Here is a 15,608-nt window from a genome sequence, read left to right as displayed (position 1 = left end):
CGGGACGGGACGGTGTCCCGGGACCTGGTCCGGGGGCGGGGCCTACTCCGGGGAGGAGGCCGTCGCCTCGCGGGCGGGGACCGTCACGTCGACGAGGCCGTAGGCGACGGCCCCGTCGGCGTCCAGGACCTTGTCCCGCTCGATGTCGCGCCGGATGCGCTCCTCGCTCTGCCCGGTGTGCCTGGCCAGGAGTATCTCCATGAGTTCTCGCGCGCGCAGGAGCTCATGGGCGTGCAGCTCCAGGTCGCCGAAGGATCCCTGCGCCTCACCGGAGGGCTGGTGGATCAGGACGCGCGAGCGCGGCAGGGCCATCCGCTTGCCCGGCGTCCCGGCCGCCAGCAGGACGGCGGCGGCGGAGGCGGCCTGGCCCATGCAGACGGTCTCCACGTCCGCCGTGACGTACTGCATGGTGTCGTAGATCGCCATCATTGCGGTGAACGAGCCGCCGGGGGAGTTGATGTAGAGCGAGATGTCCTGTCCGGGGTCGCTGTAGTCGAGATAGAGCAGTTGCGCCATCACGTCGTTGGCGCTGGTGTCGTCGATCGGGGCACCGAGGAAGATGATCCGTCCGGCGAGGAGCTTGGAGTAGGGATCCGTCACGGTGGTGCCGTAGCTGGTCCGCTCGACGAGGTCCGGCAGGACGTGGCGGTCGGTGAATCCGTTCATGCGCGCCTCCATTCTGTACAGAACATTTAAAATGTACATTATGCACAGACTGCTATGCTGGAGGCATGGCCGAAGAGATCCCGGTGACGCAGGCCCGCTCGGACTTCGCCGAGCTGGTGAACCGTGCCGCGTACGGCGGGGAGCGCATCGTCATGACCCGGCACGGCAAACCGCTCGTGGCGCTGGTCCCGGCGGCCGACCTCGAACGCCTGGAGAGCATGGAGCGGCAGGCCTCGGAGACGGTCATCCGGCTGGGGGCCGCCACCTACGACGCGGAGCCCCGGCCGGCCGGGTCCCGCCACATCGGCATCGCCGCCGAGCACCGGCCGCCGCGCGAGCCCGGCAGACCCTGAGGCCCCGAGACCCCGCCCTGGGCCTGGGCCTCCCGGGTCCCCGGGTGAGCGGGCCTAGATCCCCTGGGGGAGGCGGAAGAGGCGGCCCGGGTCGTGGACGGCCTTGACGCGGGCGAGCCGGCCGGCGTTCGCCCCGTAGTAGGCCGCGCGCCAGCCGCCCAGCTCGGCGTCGGCGTAGTTCACGTAGGCGTGGTCGCCGAAGTGGGGGCGCATCCGGGCGTGCGCCGCCCTGGCCCAGCCCGCCGCCCCGGCGCGGTGGGCGTAGTACTGCACGCTGTAGAGGGCCGCCCGGTGCGGGAAGGCGGTGGCCTCCGGGCGGACCCGGCCGACGGCGCCGCCGAGGGCGTCCAGGAGCACGGTGTGGCTGCCCGGCCGGGCGACCTCCGCGACCAGCGCCCTGGCGCCGGCCTCCGACAGCGGGCGGTAGGCCATGTGCGACTTGGCCCTGAAGTCGTCGCGCGAGAGCCTGCCGTCACGGGTCTGGCCGGGCAGGGAGCCGCCGCGGTGGCACTGGGAGACCGACAGCGTGGAGCAGCCCGCCATGATCATCATTGCCTGGCGGTAGGACGTCTGCCGGACGTAGCTGGAGGAGACCGGGCCGATCCGGTCGGCCAGCCGGTCCAGCAGCCGCTCGCAGTCCGCCCTGCCGCCCAGGTAGAGGCCGCCGATCTGCACGTCCGTCCCGCCGTCGCGGCTCAGGTGCATCGTGGACCACAGCTCGTCCGGCACCGTGGGCGCCCACGCCTGCCAGGCCCGCAGCGCCCGGGCGGCCTTCGCCCACGGCCAGTGCAGGAAGAACACCGTGACCTCGCGGGTGGGGTGGGTCCGGAAGCCGAAGGAGACCGCCACGCCGAGGTTGCCCCCGCCCCCGCCCCGTGAGGCCCAGTAGAGGTCGGGATTGTGATCGGCGTCGCAGGTCAGCAGCCGGCCGTCGGCCGTGACCAGTTGGACGGACTCCATCACATCGCAGGTCAGGCCGTACTTCCTGGACACCACGCCGATGCCGCCGCCCAGCGCCAGCCCGCTCACCCCGACCGTGGGGCAGCTGCCCGCCGGGATGCTGACCCCGCGCGCCGCCAGCTTGTCGTAGACGTCGACGAGCTTGGCGCCCGCCCCGACCGTCGCCCGGCCGGAGGCATAGCCCACCTTGTTCATCGGGGAGACGTCGACGACCAGGCCGGTCCCGGTGGACCAGCCCGCGTAGGAGTGCCCGCCCGACCGCACGGCCAGGGGCACGTTCGCCCGCCGGGCGAAGCCGACGCACTCGATCACGTCGGAGGGGGTGGCGCAGTAGGCCACGCCCGCCGGCCGTACCGCGTCGAAGGCGGGGTTGAACAGGCGGCGGGCCGTGTCGTAGGAGGCGTCGCCCGGCCTGACGAGGGTGCCCTCCAGTCCCCTCCCCAGGGCGTTCCAGTCCGAGCGGGAGGGGACCGCCCGGGCGGGCAGCCCGGCCCCCACGCTCAGGGCGGCCATGCCGCCGATCCGAAGGAATGTCCGCCTGTCCGGAGCGGGCCGCATGTTCGTCTCCCCGAGAGTTCCGTCTGCCTGCCCGTTGAGACGGCCGCCCGGCCCGGCTGGTTGGTCACATTCCCATCACTTCGTGGGCCGGGCGCGGGACGCGTCGGCTCCACCGGAGTCCCGGGAAGCCATCGAACGCACCCGCCGCGGGCTCTACGATTGAAGGACAGGAGGGGATCCCGCTCCCGGGACCGGGCAGGAGCCGCCGGGAGGGGCCGTCTGGGGCCGCTCCGGAGACGGCGGGCCGTCACGTTGACGTTTTACGGCTTTTCGGGTGATATCAGGAGCGGCGGCATGCTCCGGTCAACGGGGATCGGGGCAGATGGCCGCTGGAGGTGTTGTGCCGCGGGCCATGTCCGGTGAGCGGAGAGACGTGAGCTGTCTGGACTGCCTGACAGGCGCCGGTGCGTCCGGACGCGCCAGGCGGCGCTGCCGCCCTTCCGGGGCGGCCGTGTGGGATGCTTGTCCCACCGTCCTCTCCCGGCGCCGACCCGCCGTCTCCGACCAGGAGACCTCCGGTTCTCCGCCGATGGCGGCGAGGGACCGCGGGTCACATGACGACCCGCGACGACTGGCCGAGGACCGGCTCACCCACGACGAGACCATCCTCCCGCCGCGGACGCCTCGCGCGCCGGCGGCCGGGTGGCGGACCGCGGCGGGGCCGGGTGCTCCGCCATGGACGTCCCGTCCCGGAGAGCGCCGCCCGCGCCCGCATTACTTCCCCTTTCTGTGGGAACTACGGACTTGGTCCTAGATCCCCATCAAATATGCAAAACCCCCTCACAAAGGAGTGAGAGCGACATGCCGCTCGACGAGGCGAAGGACGAGCTGCTGAGGAGTGCCGCCGAAACGTGCGCGCACACACCGGGCAGCGACCATGTGGGTGTTGAGGAGGCGCTCGCCTACCTCAGGCTCTATTACCGGCATGTCGCGCCAGAAGACCTGCTGAGCCGCAACCAGGTCGACGTGTACGGCCCGGCGATGGCCCAGCGGCAGCTCGCCGAGAAGCGCCCCCAGGGCCGCGCCATGGTGCGGGCGTACACGCCGAGCCTGGAGGAGCACGGCTGGGACCCCGGATGCTCCGTCGTCGAGGTGGTCACCGACGACATGCCCTTCCTGGTCGACTCCGTGACGATGGAGCTCGACCGCCACCAGATCGGCATCCAGCTCGTCATCCACCCGCAGATGCGGGTGCGCAGGGACATGACCGGCAAGCTGCTCGGCCCCGAGGAGCAGGACGTCACCGGGCAGATGCTCGTGGAGTCCTGGATGCACTTCGAGATCGACAGGCAGGCCGACCAGGCCACGCTCAAGGGGCTCGAAGCCGACCTGCAGCGGGTCCTGGAGGACGTCCGCTACGCCGTCGAGGACTTCGTCAAGATGCGGGCCCTGGCCGTGCAGACCGCCGAGGACGTGTCGGTCAACCCGCCGCCGCTGGACCTGGCGGGGGTCGAGGACAGCCTGGAGCTGATGCGCTGGCTGGCCGACGGCCACTTCACCTTCCTCGGCTACCGCGAATACCGCCTGGAGGGGGGCGAGGAGGGCGACAGGCTGCGCCCGGTGCCGGGGACCGGCCTGGGGATCCTCCGCCACGACAAGGCGGGCTCCGACAGCTTCGCCGCGCTCTCCCCGGAGCTGCGCGCCAAGGCCCGCGAGAAGCAGCAGATGCTGATCATCACCAAGGCCAACACGCGCGCCACCGTGCACCGCCCGGCCTACCTGGACTACGTGGGCGTGAAGATCTTCGACGCCTCCGGTGAGGTCGTCGGCGAGCGGCGCTTCCTCGGCCTGCTCACCCACGTGGCCTACAGCGAGTCGATCTCCCGCATCCCGGTGCTCCGGCGCAAGCTGGCCGAGGTCCTCGTCCTGGCCGGGCTCGCCTCCGACAGCCACGACGGCAAGGACCTCATCGAGATCCTGGAGACCTTCCCCCGCGACGAGCTCTTCCAGACCTCGGTGGAGCAGCTCCTGCCGATCGCGCTCGGCGTGCTCAGGCTCCGCGAGCGCAAGCAGGTCAAGGTCTTCCTCCGCCCGGACGACTACGGCCGCTACATCTCCTGCCTGATCTACCTCCCGCGTGACCGCTACACCACGAAGATCCGCGTCAAGATGCAGGAGATCCTGCTCAAGACGGTCGGCGGCACCGCCTTCGACTACAGCGCGATGATCGGCGAGTCCGCCCTGGCCCGGCTGCACGTGGTCGTGCGCGGCGAGCGGGGCAGGCCGCTGGACGCCGACGCCGTCGACGTGGAGGAGCTGGAGGCCAAGCTGGCCGCCGCCACCCGCTCCTGGGACGACGACCTCGCCACCGCCATCGCCGAGCTGGGCTCGGAGGAGGAGGCGCCCGGCCTCATCCGCCGCTACGCCGCGGCCTTCCCCGAGGGCTACAAGGCCGACTTCCCGGCCCGGCTGGCGGTCGCCGACCTGCGCCGCCTGGAGGCGCTCGCCGCCTCCTCCGACGAGATCGGGATGAACCTCTACGAGCCCTACGACGCCGCCGAGGGCGAGCGCCGGTTCAAGCTCTACCGGATCGGCGCGCCCATCTCCCTGTCGCACGTGCTGCCGCTGCTCCAGCGGATGGGCGTCGAGGTGGTCGACGAGCGGCCCTACGAGATCGACCGCGACAACGACCCGGCGACCAACGACGCCTGGATCTACGACTTCGGCCTGCGCTACACCCCCTCCTCGGAGGTGGACAGGGACGAGTTCAAGCGGCTGTTCCAGGACGCCTTCGGCGCGCTGTGGCGGGGCCGGGTGGAGAGCGACGGCTTCAACGGGCTCGTCCTGGCCGCCGGCCTGACCTGGGAGCAGGCCGAGATCCTGCGCATCTACGCCAAGTACCTGCGCCAGGCCGGCACCACGTTCAGCCAGGACTACATCGAGCGGGTGCTGCTGGGCAACGTACGGCTCGCCCGGCTGCTGGTGCGGCTGTTCGAGGCCAGGCTCGACCCCCGGCGCTCGGAGGAGGTCCGCTCGGACCTGAGCGAGGCGCTGAACGAGGAGATCCTCGGGGCCCTGGACGACGTGGCCTCCCTGGACGAGGACCGCATCCTGCGGGCCTACCTGGAGATGATCAACGCCACGCTGCGGACGAACGCCTTCCAGACGGTGGACGGCGAGCGCAAGCCGTACATCAGCCTGAAGCTCGACTCGCCGTCGATCAGCGTGCTGCCGCTGCCCCGGCCGAAGTTCGAGGTCTTCGTCTACTCGCCCCGGGTCGAGGGCGTGCACCTGCGCTTCGGCAAGGTCGCGCGCGGCGGTCTGCGCTGGTCGGACCGGATGGAGGACTTCCGCACCGAGGTCCTCGGCCTGGTGAAGGCGCAGATGGTGAAGAACACCGTCATCGTCCCCACCGGCTCCAAGGGCGGCTTCGTCGTGAAGAACCCGCCGAAGTCAGGCGCGCGGGAGGACGTGCTGGCCGAGGGCGTCGCCTGCTACCGGATGTTCATCTCCGGCCTGCTGGACATCACCGACAACCTCGTCGACGGCCAGGTGGTCCCGCCCGCCGACGTGGTCCGGCACGACGGGGACGACACCTACCTGGTGGTCGCCGCCGACAAGGGGACCGCGACGTTCTCCGACATCGCCAACGCGGTGGCCAAGGAGTACGGCTTCTGGCTGGGGGACGCCTTCGCCTCCGGCGGCTCGATCGGCTACGACCACAAGGCCATGGGCATCACCGCCCGCGGCGCCTGGGAGTCGGTGAAGTATCACTTCCGCACGGCCGGGGTGGACATCCAGACCACCGACTTCACCGTGGTCGGCGTCGGCGACATGTCCGGCGACGTGTTCGGCAACGGCATGCTGCTCTCCCAGCACATCCGGCTGATCGCGGCCTTCGACCACCGGCACGTCTTCGTCGACCCCGACCCGGACGCCGCGCGCAGCTACGCCGAGCGGGCCCGGCTGTTCGCGCTGCCGCGCAGCTCGTGGGCCGACTACGACACCTCGCTCATCGCGCAGGGCGGCGGCGTCTGGCCGCGCACGGCCAAGTCGATCCCGCTCTCCCCGCAGATGCGCGCCGCGCTCGGCATCGCCGACGAGGTGACCTCGCTGGCCCCCAACGACCTGATCAGCGCCATCCTGCGGGCCCCGGTGGACCTGCTGTGGAACGGCGGCATCGGCACCTACGCCAAGGCGTCGAGCGAGTCGAACGCCGACGTCGGCGACAAGGCCAACGACGGCCTGCGGGTCGACGCCTCCGAGCTGCGCTGCAAGGTGATCGGCGAGGGCGGCAACCTGGGCTTCACCCAGCTCGCCCGGATCGAGTTCGCCCTCAACGGCGGGCTCGTCAACACCGACTTCATCGACAACTCGGCGGGCGTGGACACCTCCGACCACGAGGTGAACATCAAGGTCCTGCTGGACCGGGCGGTCCGCGACGGCGAGCTCACCGACAAGCAGCGCAACCAGCTCTTCCTCGACATGACCGACGAGGTCGCCGACCTGGTCCTGCGGGACAACTACGACCAGAACGTGGTGCTGGCCGCCGCCCGCGCGCAGGCGACCGAGATGCTGCACATCCACTCGCGCCAGCTCCGCAAGCTGGAGCGGGCCGGCCTGGTCAACCGGGAGCTGGAGTTCCTGCCGTCGGACAAGACGCTCGCCGAGCGGCGCCAGGCCGGGCTCGGGCTGACCGCGCCGGAGTTCTCGGTGCTGCTGGCCTACACCAAGCTGGTGGTCGACGCCGAGATCCTCGGCTCCGACCTGCCCGACGACCCCTACCTGGCGTCCTGGCTGGTGTCCTACTTCCCGACGGCGCTGCGCGAGCGCTTCCGCGACTACATGGACGCCCACCCGCTCCGCCGCGAGATCATCACCACCGGCGTGGTGAACGACCTGGTCAACTCCAGCGGGACCACCTTCATGTTCCGTCTCGGCGAGGAGAGCGGCGCGTCCACGTCGGACATCGCCCGCGCCTACCTCGTCACCCGCGAGGTCTTCGACCTGCCCAGCTTCTGGCGGCAGATCGAGGAGCTGGACAACAAGGTGGACACCTCAACCCAGATCGCCATGGAGCTGGAGGCCCGCAAGCTGGCCGAGCGCGGCACCCGCTGGCTGCTCGGCAACCGCCGCGCGCCGCTGGACCTGGCCTCCACGGTGAGCTTCTTCGCCAAGGGCATGAACGGGCTGCTGACCCACCTGCCCAAGCTGCTGACCGGCTCTGACCTGACGGCGTTCGAGGAGCGGCGCGACAGCTTCGTCGCCCGGGGCGTGCCGGCCGAGCTCGCCGAGCGGGTCGCCGCGATGGTCCCGGCCTACTCCACCTTCGACCTGGTGGAGGCGGCCGCGCACCTCGGCCGGCCGGTCAACGAGGTGGCCGAGGTCTACTTCGACCTGGCCGACCGGCTCCAGCTCGCCGGGCTGCGCGAGCGCATCATCGCGCTGCCCAGGGACAGCCGGTGGAACTCCATGGCGCGGGCCGCGCTCCGCGACGACCTCTACGCCGCGCACGCCACGCTCACCCGCGACGTCCTGGCGCACAGCGCGCCCGGCCTGTCGCCGGAGGAGCGCCTGGCGAGCTGGATCGAGGTCAACTCGGCGGCGATGGCCCGGGCCCGGCAGACCCTGTCGGAGATCTGGGAGAGCGACAACTTCGATCTCGCCACGCTGTCGGTGGCGCTGCGCGCGATCCGCACGCTGGTGACCGCCACCAGCCTGCCGCACAGCGAGGCCTGAGCACCCGCGCGGGCCCGTACGGCCCGCGCCGGGTGAACAACCGGCACGGGCGGCCCGACAGGGCCGGTACGGCGACGCGCGGCCCGACACGGCCCGGACCCCGAGCGGGGGCCCGGGCCGTGACGCGCGCCGCCGGACCGCCGCAGGCGGAACGGGCGCCCGGCCGCGTGCCGTCGGACCGCCGCAGGCGGAAGGCCGCCCGGTGGTCCGGGCGGCGTCCGCCGGCCACGTGGATCACCGGGTCACCGGGTCCTCCCGGCGGCCTCCGTCAGGAGACGAACGCCTTGGTGATGCCGCCCAGATAGCCGATGATCTTGGCGGGCCGGCCGCTGTTCTTGGCCGGGACGGTGCTCACGTACTGCTGGGTCTCGACGGTGCGCAGCTCCTTGGAGGCGCGGCGCTCGGAGATCAGCCCCCGGGCGCTCGGCGGCACCACGATCTCCGCGCAGGGCTCGACCTTGGAGGTCAGGGTGGTGGTCCTGATGAGCGAGTAAGTGACCATGGCGCCGCCGTCGGCCGTGCGCAGCGCGTGCACGGGGTAGTTGCTCGCGGCGAAGATCGAGTCGTAGCCGAGGCAGTCGTCCTTCTTGTAGTCCAGCCGCTTGGTCGAGATCTCGTCGGCGTAGCCGGTGGTGTGCGGGCCCTGCTCGATCAGCCCGGCGGTGAATCCCGCGGTGCCCTCCTCGGCGGAGGTCGCGTGGAGCGGCGCCATGAGCCGCGGGCTGATCTCGACGCTCGTGTCCTCGTAGCCCAGCGCGGTGGTGTAGCCCTCCGCGTCCTTGGCGATCTCCGGCGGCCGCACGCCGGGCTCCAGCAGAGAGGCGGAGCTGAGGTACCACCGCTCGCCGCCGTATTTGATCAGGGTCAGCACGGCGGGGCGGGTGCTGCCCGCGGCGTCCTCACGGCTGACGATCGCGGCGAACCAGAAGGGGCTCCGCTGCACCCGCGGGACCAGCAGCTGCGGCCTGCCCCAGGTGTAGTGGGGCGGCGCGCCCCGCGAGCTGTTGAGGGCGGCCAGGGCGAGGGCCTCCTGACCGTCGCGGGTCTGCTCGGCCATGTTCCTGGCGTCGGCCTCCTGACGCGGTGTGGCGCGGCTCAGCACCCCCTCGGCGCCCAGGATGCCGGCCAGCGCCTTCTCCGCCTCGGCGAGCGTGACCCGGGGCGCGGGCAGGGCGGCGGGGGCCGAGGTGACGCCGGTGCCGCGGGGGCTCTGGCCCGGCGCGGCGCCGCCGGAGCCCGAGCACGCCGCGGTCGCGGTCACCAGGCTCAGGGCGAGCACGAGCAGATCCCGTCGCCCACGTTCCCGCACGTCCGCCTCCCGATGGTCCCCTCGCGGGCCCATGCTAGCCATGGCGGGGGCAGGAGCCGTACACAATGGGGTTCGGCGGTCGCGTACCCTTTACAGACGTGGCACTCATCGATCCGGCAGAAGAGATCAACGAGCTTACCGGCACGCTCAACAGCATCCAGGACGTGCTCGACCTCGGCGTGATGCGCAAGCAGATCGAGGAGCTCGGGGAGCAGGCTGCCGCGCCCGACCTGTGGAACGACCAGGAGCGGGCCCAGCAGGTCACCAGCAAGCTCTCCTACCTGCAGGGCGAGGTCAACAGGATCGAGTCCCTCGGGCAGCGGCTGGAGGACCTGGGGGTCCTCTACGAGCTCGCCGCCGCCGAGGACGACGCCGACACCCGCGAGGAGGCCGACCGCGAGCTGGAGTCCCTCAGGAGCGACATCGGCGCCCTTGAGGTCCGCACCCTGCTGTCGGGCGAATACGACGCGCGTGAGGCGGTCGTCACGATCAACTCCCAGGCCGGCGGCGTCGACGCGGCCGACTGGGCGCAGATGCTCCTGCGGATGTACATCCGGTGGGCCGAGCGCAAGGGCTACCCGACGGAGGTCTACGAGACCTCCTACGCCGAGGAGGCCGGGATCAAGTCGGCGACCTTCACCGTGAAGGCGCCCTACGCCTACGGCACGCTCCGCGGCGAGCACGGCACCCACCGGCTGGTCCGCATCAGCCCGTTCGACAACCAGGGCCGCCGCCAGACCTCCTTCGCCGGCGTCGACGTGGTGCCGGTCGTCGAGACGACCGACCACATCGACATCAACGAGGACGACCTGCGCGTCGACGTCTACCGCTCCTCCGGCCCCGGCGGTCAGGGCGTCAACACCACCGACTCGGCGGTCCGCCTGACCCACCTGCCCACCGGCATCGTGGTCTCCTGCCAGAACGAGCGCTCCCAGCTGCAGAACAAGGCGACCGCGATGGCGGTCCTGCAGTCCAAGCTGCTGGAGCGCAAGCGTCAGGAGGAGGCCGCGGCGCTGAACGAGATCCGGGGCGAGTCCACCACCTCGTGGGGCACTCAGATCCGCAACTACGTGCTGCACCCCTACCAGATCGTCAAGGACCTGCGGACCGGCACCGAGGCCGGCAACCCGAGCGCGGTGCTCGACGGCGACCTCGACGAGTTCATCGAGGCCGAGATCCGGTGGACCCGCCGCCAGGAGTCGGGCGCCGAGCAGTAGCCGGCGGGCACCCCGGGCGCGTGTGGGGTGCCCTGAGAGCGCCTCAGCGGCTCCCTGGGGTGCCCGCGGAGCCTCAGGCGCCCGTCAGGTGCCTGAGGGCGAGGGTGAGGAAGAAGAGCGCGAGCAGCGCCAGCGAGACGAGCGCCGGGGTCATCCCGCCCATCCCGTGCTGGTGCATCCGTTCGCGGTTGGCGCGGCACATGGGGCAGCGGCCCTCCGCGACAGGGTGGGCGCACCCCGCGCAGACCAGGTCCTCACAGCTCATGATGTCCTCCCTCTCCGACCTCTCCGAGGTCAGAACCACTTTATGTGGTCGTTACCGGGCGCCGAATCGTTTTGTTTCCGTTATGGACTTTCCATGCCAGTCTTCCCCCTAGACTGGGCTCCGGCCAACCGGAACGTCGATCAAGAGTAAAGACCGGCGCCCCCCGGCCGGCGAGAGGCGGAAGTGGACCTCTGCCACTCCTGCGACCGTCCTAACCCCTAGACTGGCATGCCGTGATGCGCCCGTGATCCATTTTGATAATGTCACCAAGGTCTACGCGAACCAGAACCGGCCCGCGTTGGACCACGTCAGCGTCGATGTCGACAAGGGCGAGTTCGTGTTCCTCGTCGGCCCTTCGGGGTCCGGGAAGTCGACCTTTCTCCGCCTGGTCCTGAAGGAGGAGCGCCCCAACTCGGGAGCGATCCACGTGGCCGGCAAGGACCTCGCCCGACTGTCCAACTTCAAGATCCCGCACCTGCGCCGCCGCATCGGCTGCGTCTTCCAGGACTTCCGGCTCCTGCCGAACAAGAACGTCTACGAGAACGTCGCGTTCGCGCTGGAGGTCATCGGCAAGCCGCGCCGGTTCATCCGCAAGGTCGTGCCCGAGGTCGTCGAGCTCGTCGGCCTGGAGGGCAAGGCGCACCGGATGCCCGACGAGCTGTCCGGCGGCGAGCAGCAGCGGGTCGCGATGGCCCGCGCCTTCGTCAACCGGCCTATGATCCTGCTTGCTGACGAGCCGACCGGAAACATCGACCCGGCGACGAGCATCGGCATCATGAAGGTGCTCGACCGGATCAACCGGACCGGCACCACCGTCGTCATGGCCACGCACGACGCGGCCATCGTCGACTCCATGCGCAAGCGCGTAGTGGAACTGGAGGACGGAAAGATCGTCCGAGACCAGTCGCGTGGCGTGTACGGCCAGGCGTACTGAGACACCAGGACCAGAGACAGCGACAGGAAGAGCATGCGGGCAAACTTCATCTTCTCCGAGGTCTGGATCGGCCTCCGCCGTAACCTCACGATGACCATCGCCGTCATCGTGACGGTGGCCATCGGCATGGCGTTGCTGGGCGTCGGTCTGATGATCAACTCCCAGATCTCCAGCATGAGGGACTACTGGACGGACAAGGTCGAGCTCTCGGTCTTCCTGTGCAAGAAGAATGACCCCTTCCCGCAGTGCAAGGGCAGCGGCGGCGTCAACGAGCAGGAGCGGGCCGCGCTCAAGACGCAGATCGAGAGCATGCAGCAGGTCCAGTCCGTGGAGTTCGAGGACGCCGCGGCGGCCTACGAGAACTTCAAGGCCCAGAACAAGAACAACACCGTGATGCTCTCGGCGATCCAGGTCGGGGACATGCCGGAGTCGTTCCGGGTCAAGCTGAAGGACCCCGACACCTACGAGGCGGTGGTCCAGCAGCTCACCGGAGTCAAGGGCGTCTCGGTCGTGGTGAACCAGCAGACGTTCCTGGAGAAGTTCTTCGGACTGCTGGAGAAGCTCCGCTGGGCGGCCCTGGTGATCGCGATCGTCCTGGTCTTCGCGGCCACGCTGCTGATCGGCAACACGGTCCGCCTGTCGGCCTACAACCGCAGGCGTGAGACCGGGATCATGCGCCTGGTCGGCGCCTCCAACCTCTACATCCAGCTCCCGTTCGTGATGGAGGGGGTCATCGCCGGCCTGATCGGCGGTGTGGTGGCGGCGGTGCTGCTGATCGTCAGCAAGGTCTTCATCTTCGACGGGGTGCAGATCTACCTGTTCAACAACAGCGAGCTGTCCTGGGAGACCCTGGCCGGGGTGATCACCCTTACAATGATCATCGGTGTGCTCATCTGTGTGCTGGCCTCGTTCGTCACGCTCCGCCGCTACCTGCGGGTGTGACGCGGCCGTGCTTCCGGCTCGCTCGCTGAGCGCCCTCCCGCTCTCCGGCGCGGTTCACCGCCCCGGTCCCCGGTAGGCTCGTGGGCATGCCACGTGAGACCGGGCGGAAGGTCATCGCCCAGAACAAGCGTGCCTGGCACGACTACCACATCGAGGACACCTACGAAGCTGGTCTCGTGCTGCAGGGCACCGAGGTCAAGTCGCTGCGCCTTGGCCGCGCCTCCCTCATCGACGGTTATGCGGTCATCAAGGACGGCGAGGCCTGGTTGATCAACGTCCACATCCCCGAATACACCATGGGGACGTGGACGAACCACGCGGCGCGTCGCACCCGCAAGCTGCTGCTGCACCGTAAGGAGATCGACAAGCTGGTCTCGAAGACCAAGGAGGGCGGCCTCACCCTGGTGCCGCTCGCGATCTACTTCAAGGACGGCAAGGCCAAGATCGAGATCGGCCTTGCGAAGGGCAAGAAAGACTGGGACAAGCGGCAGACGCTGGCCGAGAAGCAGGCCAAGCGTGAGATGGCCCGCTCGCTGAGGTACAGGAACAGGTAATCGTGACGGGGAAGGCTCGGCGGACCGTTGCCGCGGCGCTCGTGCTGGCGGCGACGGCCCCCATGCTGTCCGCGTGTTTCGAGGAGCCGTCGGCCCACGAGGCGGTGCGCGACTTCCTGGTCGGCTGGCAGACGGGCGACTACGCCATGGCCGCCCGGCGCACCGACGGGGACCAGAAGGCGGTCCGTCAGGCCCTGCAGGACGCCAAGATCCATCTCGACGCGGCCTCGTTCCGCTTCAAGCTCAAGGGGATCCGGGGCGCGGGGGAGCAGACCGAGGCCGACTTCGAGGCCGAGGTCGACCTGGGGGAGAACAACCCCCTCTGGGAATACACCGGCAAGCTCCCGCTCCGCCTGGTGGGCGGCCACTGGAAGGTGCACTGGTCGCCCAGCGTGCTCCACCCCCAGCTCCAGGAGGGCCAGCGGTTCGCCGTGGACGTCACCCCCCAGGGGCGCCAGCCGATCCTCGACCGCAACAACGACCCGCTCCAGGACGAGCAGACGCTTTACGTGGCCAACGTCATCCCGTCCCTGCTGAAGGACGAGGTCGCCGTCTGCCGGGAGCTCTCCAAGATCACCGGATTCCCGCAGGACCGCCTGCTGAGCAGGATCCGGTCGGCGATCCCCAACGTCCAGGTGCCGCTGGTCACCTTCGGCCGTACCAAATACGCCCAGCTCCGCCAGCAGCTCGACGCCATCCCCGGCATCAAGATGACCGCCGAGCCGCTGCCGCTCGCCCCCGCCTCGCCCGTCCAGCTCGTCGGCACCGTCACCGCCGTCACCCCGGAGACCGAGCAGCAGCTCGGCGGGCCGCAGCGGGCCGGAGACACGGTCGGCCGGAGCGGGCTGCAGAAGGCCTACCAGGAATACCTCACCGGCTCGACCGAGACCCGTGTGATCACCCTGGACCTCAAGACGCTGAAGCCGGTCGCCGAGCTGCGCAAGTGGCGGCCCAACCGGTCCACCGCCTCGGTGCGCACCACCCTCGACCGGCCCATCCAGAAGGTCGCCGACACCGCGCTGCTCGGCGGCGGTCTGCCCGCCATGCTGGTCGCGGTCCAGGCCTCGACCGGTAACGTGCTGGCCGTCAGCACCACGAAGGAATACCACCAGGAGCGGCACGCGCTCGCCGGGAAGTTCCGCGCGGGCGGCCTTTTCTCGATCATGTCCGTCGAGGGGCTGCTCAAGGCCCAGGTGAACTTCAAGCAGAAGCTCGCCTGCCCGGTCGACCGGACCGTCGGCGGCGCCGAGTTCCACCAGGCCTCGCCGCCCGCCGGGAGCACGCTGAGCCTCAAGGGCAACTTCGCCACCGGCTGCGTGACCGCGCTGGCCTCGCTGGCCCGCCGGATCGACGGCGCGGAGCTGGAGGCCAGCGCCGCCCGGTTCGGCATCGGCTCGCAGTGGGACCTGCCGCTGAAGACCTTCAGCGGCAAGATGCGGCCGCTGATCAACGACGCGGCCACCGCCAAGGCCATCGCCGGACAGAACGTCCTGGTCAGCCCGCTGTCCATGGCCCTGGTCGCCGGGGCGATCGCCTCTCCCACCGGCACCTGGCACCCGCCCGTCCTGGTCACCGAGCCGAAGACGCCCGATCCCTCGGCCGAGGCCGAGGCGGTGAAGGCCCCCGACCCGATCAAGATCGACGACAGGACGATCGACACCCTCAAGACGCTCATGCGCGCCGGCGTGACCTCGGGGTCGGCCCGCGCGGCGGCGGCCCCGGGCGACCCGGTCTCCGGCATCACCGCCTCAGTGATGCAGGGCCGCAAGCCGATGGCCTGGTTCGCCGGCTGGCAGGAGGACGTGGCGGTGGCGGTGCTGGCCGAGAGCTCCGACCCCACGGCGGGGGCGGCCATCGCCGGACGGTTCTTCCAGGGGCTGCACGCGGGTCTGTGACCGAGGGTTGCGCAGGGGCTGCGCGTGCCGGGTGACGGGAGTCGCGCAGGGTCTGCGCGTGCCGCCTGTGACGGGGCCGCGCAGATCTGTGTGCGCCGTCTGTGACGGGAGTCACGCAGGGCCTGTACGCACCACCTGTGACCCAGCGGAATATTCTCCTCACGTCGAGCAACCATCGCGTGCCCTGTGTGCGTCCTTCTAAGTGACTGGGCACCGCTTGGGGGGTTGCGGGCTCAGTCGCCGCGATGAGATCAGGGCCCCGTCTCGGGGGAGGCC

11 protein-coding genes are annotated in these 15,608 nt (G+C 70.3%); 7 read left to right on the top strand and 4 right to left on the bottom strand.

The window, feature by feature from the left end:
- Positions 1-42: 42 nt before the first annotated feature.
- Entirely contained in the window at positions 43-666 is a 624-nt protein-coding gene (locus tag ACZ6R6_RS03240) for an ATP-dependent Clp protease proteolytic subunit (RefSeq protein WP_470089774.1), read from the bottom strand.
- 65 nt (positions 667-731) lie between these two features.
- On the opposite strand from ACZ6R6_RS03240, the gene ACZ6R6_RS03235 reads away from it, so the two are divergent.
- Positions 732-1,019 (top strand): type II toxin-antitoxin system Phd/YefM family antitoxin, encoded by a 288-nt coding sequence (locus tag ACZ6R6_RS03235; RefSeq protein ID WP_470089772.1) that lies wholly within the window; start codon positions 732-734, stop codon positions 1,017-1,019.
- A gap of 54 nt (positions 1,020-1,073) precedes the next feature.
- Here ACZ6R6_RS03235 and ACZ6R6_RS03230 read toward each other — a convergent pair whose 3' ends face one another.
- Complete coding sequence (locus ACZ6R6_RS03230; RefSeq protein WP_470089770.1) at positions 1,074-2,492, bottom strand: FAD-binding oxidoreductase; 1,419 nt, start codon at positions 2,490-2,492, stop codon at positions 1,074-1,076.
- Positions 2,493-3,338: 846 nt separating this feature from the next.
- On the opposite strand from ACZ6R6_RS03230, the gene ACZ6R6_RS03225 reads away from it, so the two are divergent.
- A complete protein-coding gene (locus tag ACZ6R6_RS03225) occupies positions 3,339-8,216 on the top strand; it encodes an NAD-glutamate dehydrogenase (protein ID WP_470089769.1) in 4,878 nt (1,625 codons plus the stop codon).
- A gap of 268 nt (positions 8,217-8,484) precedes the next feature.
- On the opposite strand, the gene ACZ6R6_RS03220 is transcribed toward ACZ6R6_RS03225, so the two are convergent.
- Entirely contained in the window at positions 8,485-9,525 is a 1,041-nt protein-coding gene (locus ACZ6R6_RS03220; protein ID WP_470089767.1) for a DUF8094 domain-containing protein, read from the bottom strand.
- 98 nt (positions 9,526-9,623) lie between these two features.
- On the opposite strand from ACZ6R6_RS03220, the gene prfB reads away from it, so the two are divergent.
- The gene (gene prfB, locus ACZ6R6_RS03215) at positions 9,624-10,742 is read left to right on the top strand and encodes a peptide chain release factor 2 (RefSeq protein ID WP_306858938.1); all 1,119 of its coding nucleotides are present in this window, start codon (positions 9,624-9,626) and stop codon (positions 10,740-10,742) included.
- A gap of 73 nt (positions 10,743-10,815) precedes the next feature.
- On the opposite strand, the gene ACZ6R6_RS03210 is transcribed toward prfB, so the two are convergent.
- Entirely contained in the window at positions 10,816-11,007 is a 192-nt protein-coding gene (locus ACZ6R6_RS03210; protein WP_306858936.1) for a hypothetical protein, read from the bottom strand.
- A 244-nt stretch (positions 11,008-11,251) separates the two neighbouring features.
- On the opposite strand from ACZ6R6_RS03210, the gene ftsE reads away from it, so the two are divergent.
- The 4 genes from ftsE to ACZ6R6_RS03190 all read left to right on the top strand — a co-directional run bounded on the left by ftsE (position 11,252) and on the right by ACZ6R6_RS03190 (position 15,332).
- Positions 11,252-11,941, top strand: coding sequence for a cell division ATP-binding protein FtsE (gene ftsE / locus ACZ6R6_RS03205; protein ID WP_012888192.1), 690 nt, complete (start codon positions 11,252-11,254; stop codon positions 11,939-11,941).
- Between the two features lie 33 nt (positions 11,942-11,974).
- Complete coding sequence (gene ftsX, locus ACZ6R6_RS03200; RefSeq protein ID WP_470089764.1) at positions 11,975-12,883, top strand: permease-like cell division protein FtsX; 909 nt, start codon at positions 11,975-11,977, stop codon at positions 12,881-12,883.
- Positions 12,884-12,969: 86 nt separating this feature from the next.
- Positions 12,970-13,437 carry an SsrA-binding protein SmpB gene (gene smpB, locus ACZ6R6_RS03195; protein WP_306875276.1) on the top strand — a complete coding sequence of 156 codons (468 nt, stop codon included), beginning with the start codon at positions 12,970-12,972 and terminating at the stop codon, positions 13,435-13,437.
- Between the two features lie 2 nt (positions 13,438-13,439).
- Positions 13,440-15,332, top strand: a complete 1,893-nt coding sequence (locus ACZ6R6_RS03190) for a penicillin-binding transpeptidase domain-containing protein (protein ID WP_470089762.1) — start codon at positions 13,440-13,442, stop codon at positions 15,330-15,332.
- Positions 15,333-15,608: the final 276 nt, after the last annotated feature.

It is taken from the genome of Streptosporangium sp. NPDC048886, assembly GCF_055586905.1.
The sequence above is the reverse complement of the archived record's forward strand: the minus strand, read 5'-3'. Positions and strand labels throughout refer to the sequence as shown.

Excerpts from the sequence above, each read along its gene's own strand:
- ACZ6R6_RS03240 (WP_470089774.1), bottom strand. The coding sequence starts at position 666 with ATGAACGGATTCACCGACCGCCACGTCCTGCCGGACCTCGTCGAGCGG.
- ACZ6R6_RS03235 (WP_470089772.1), top strand. The coding sequence starts at position 732 with ATGGCCGAAGAGATCCCGGTGACGCAGGCCCGCTCGGACTTCGCCGAG.
- ACZ6R6_RS03230 (WP_470089770.1), bottom strand. The coding sequence starts at position 2,492 with ATGGCCGCCCTGAGCGTGGGGGCCGGGCTGCCCGCCCGGGCGGTCCCC.
- ACZ6R6_RS03225 (WP_470089769.1), top strand. The coding sequence starts at position 3,339 with ATGCCGCTCGACGAGGCGAAGGACGAGCTGCTGAGGAGTGCCGCCGAA.
- ACZ6R6_RS03210 (WP_306858936.1), bottom strand. The coding sequence starts at position 11,007 with ATGAGCTGTGAGGACCTGGTCTGCGCGGGGTGCGCCCACCCTGTCGCG.
- ftsX (WP_470089764.1), top strand. The coding sequence starts at position 11,975 with ATGCGGGCAAACTTCATCTTCTCCGAGGTCTGGATCGGCCTCCGCCGT.
- smpB (WP_306875276.1), top strand. The coding sequence starts at position 12,970 with ATGCCACGTGAGACCGGGCGGAAGGTCATCGCCCAGAACAAGCGTGCC.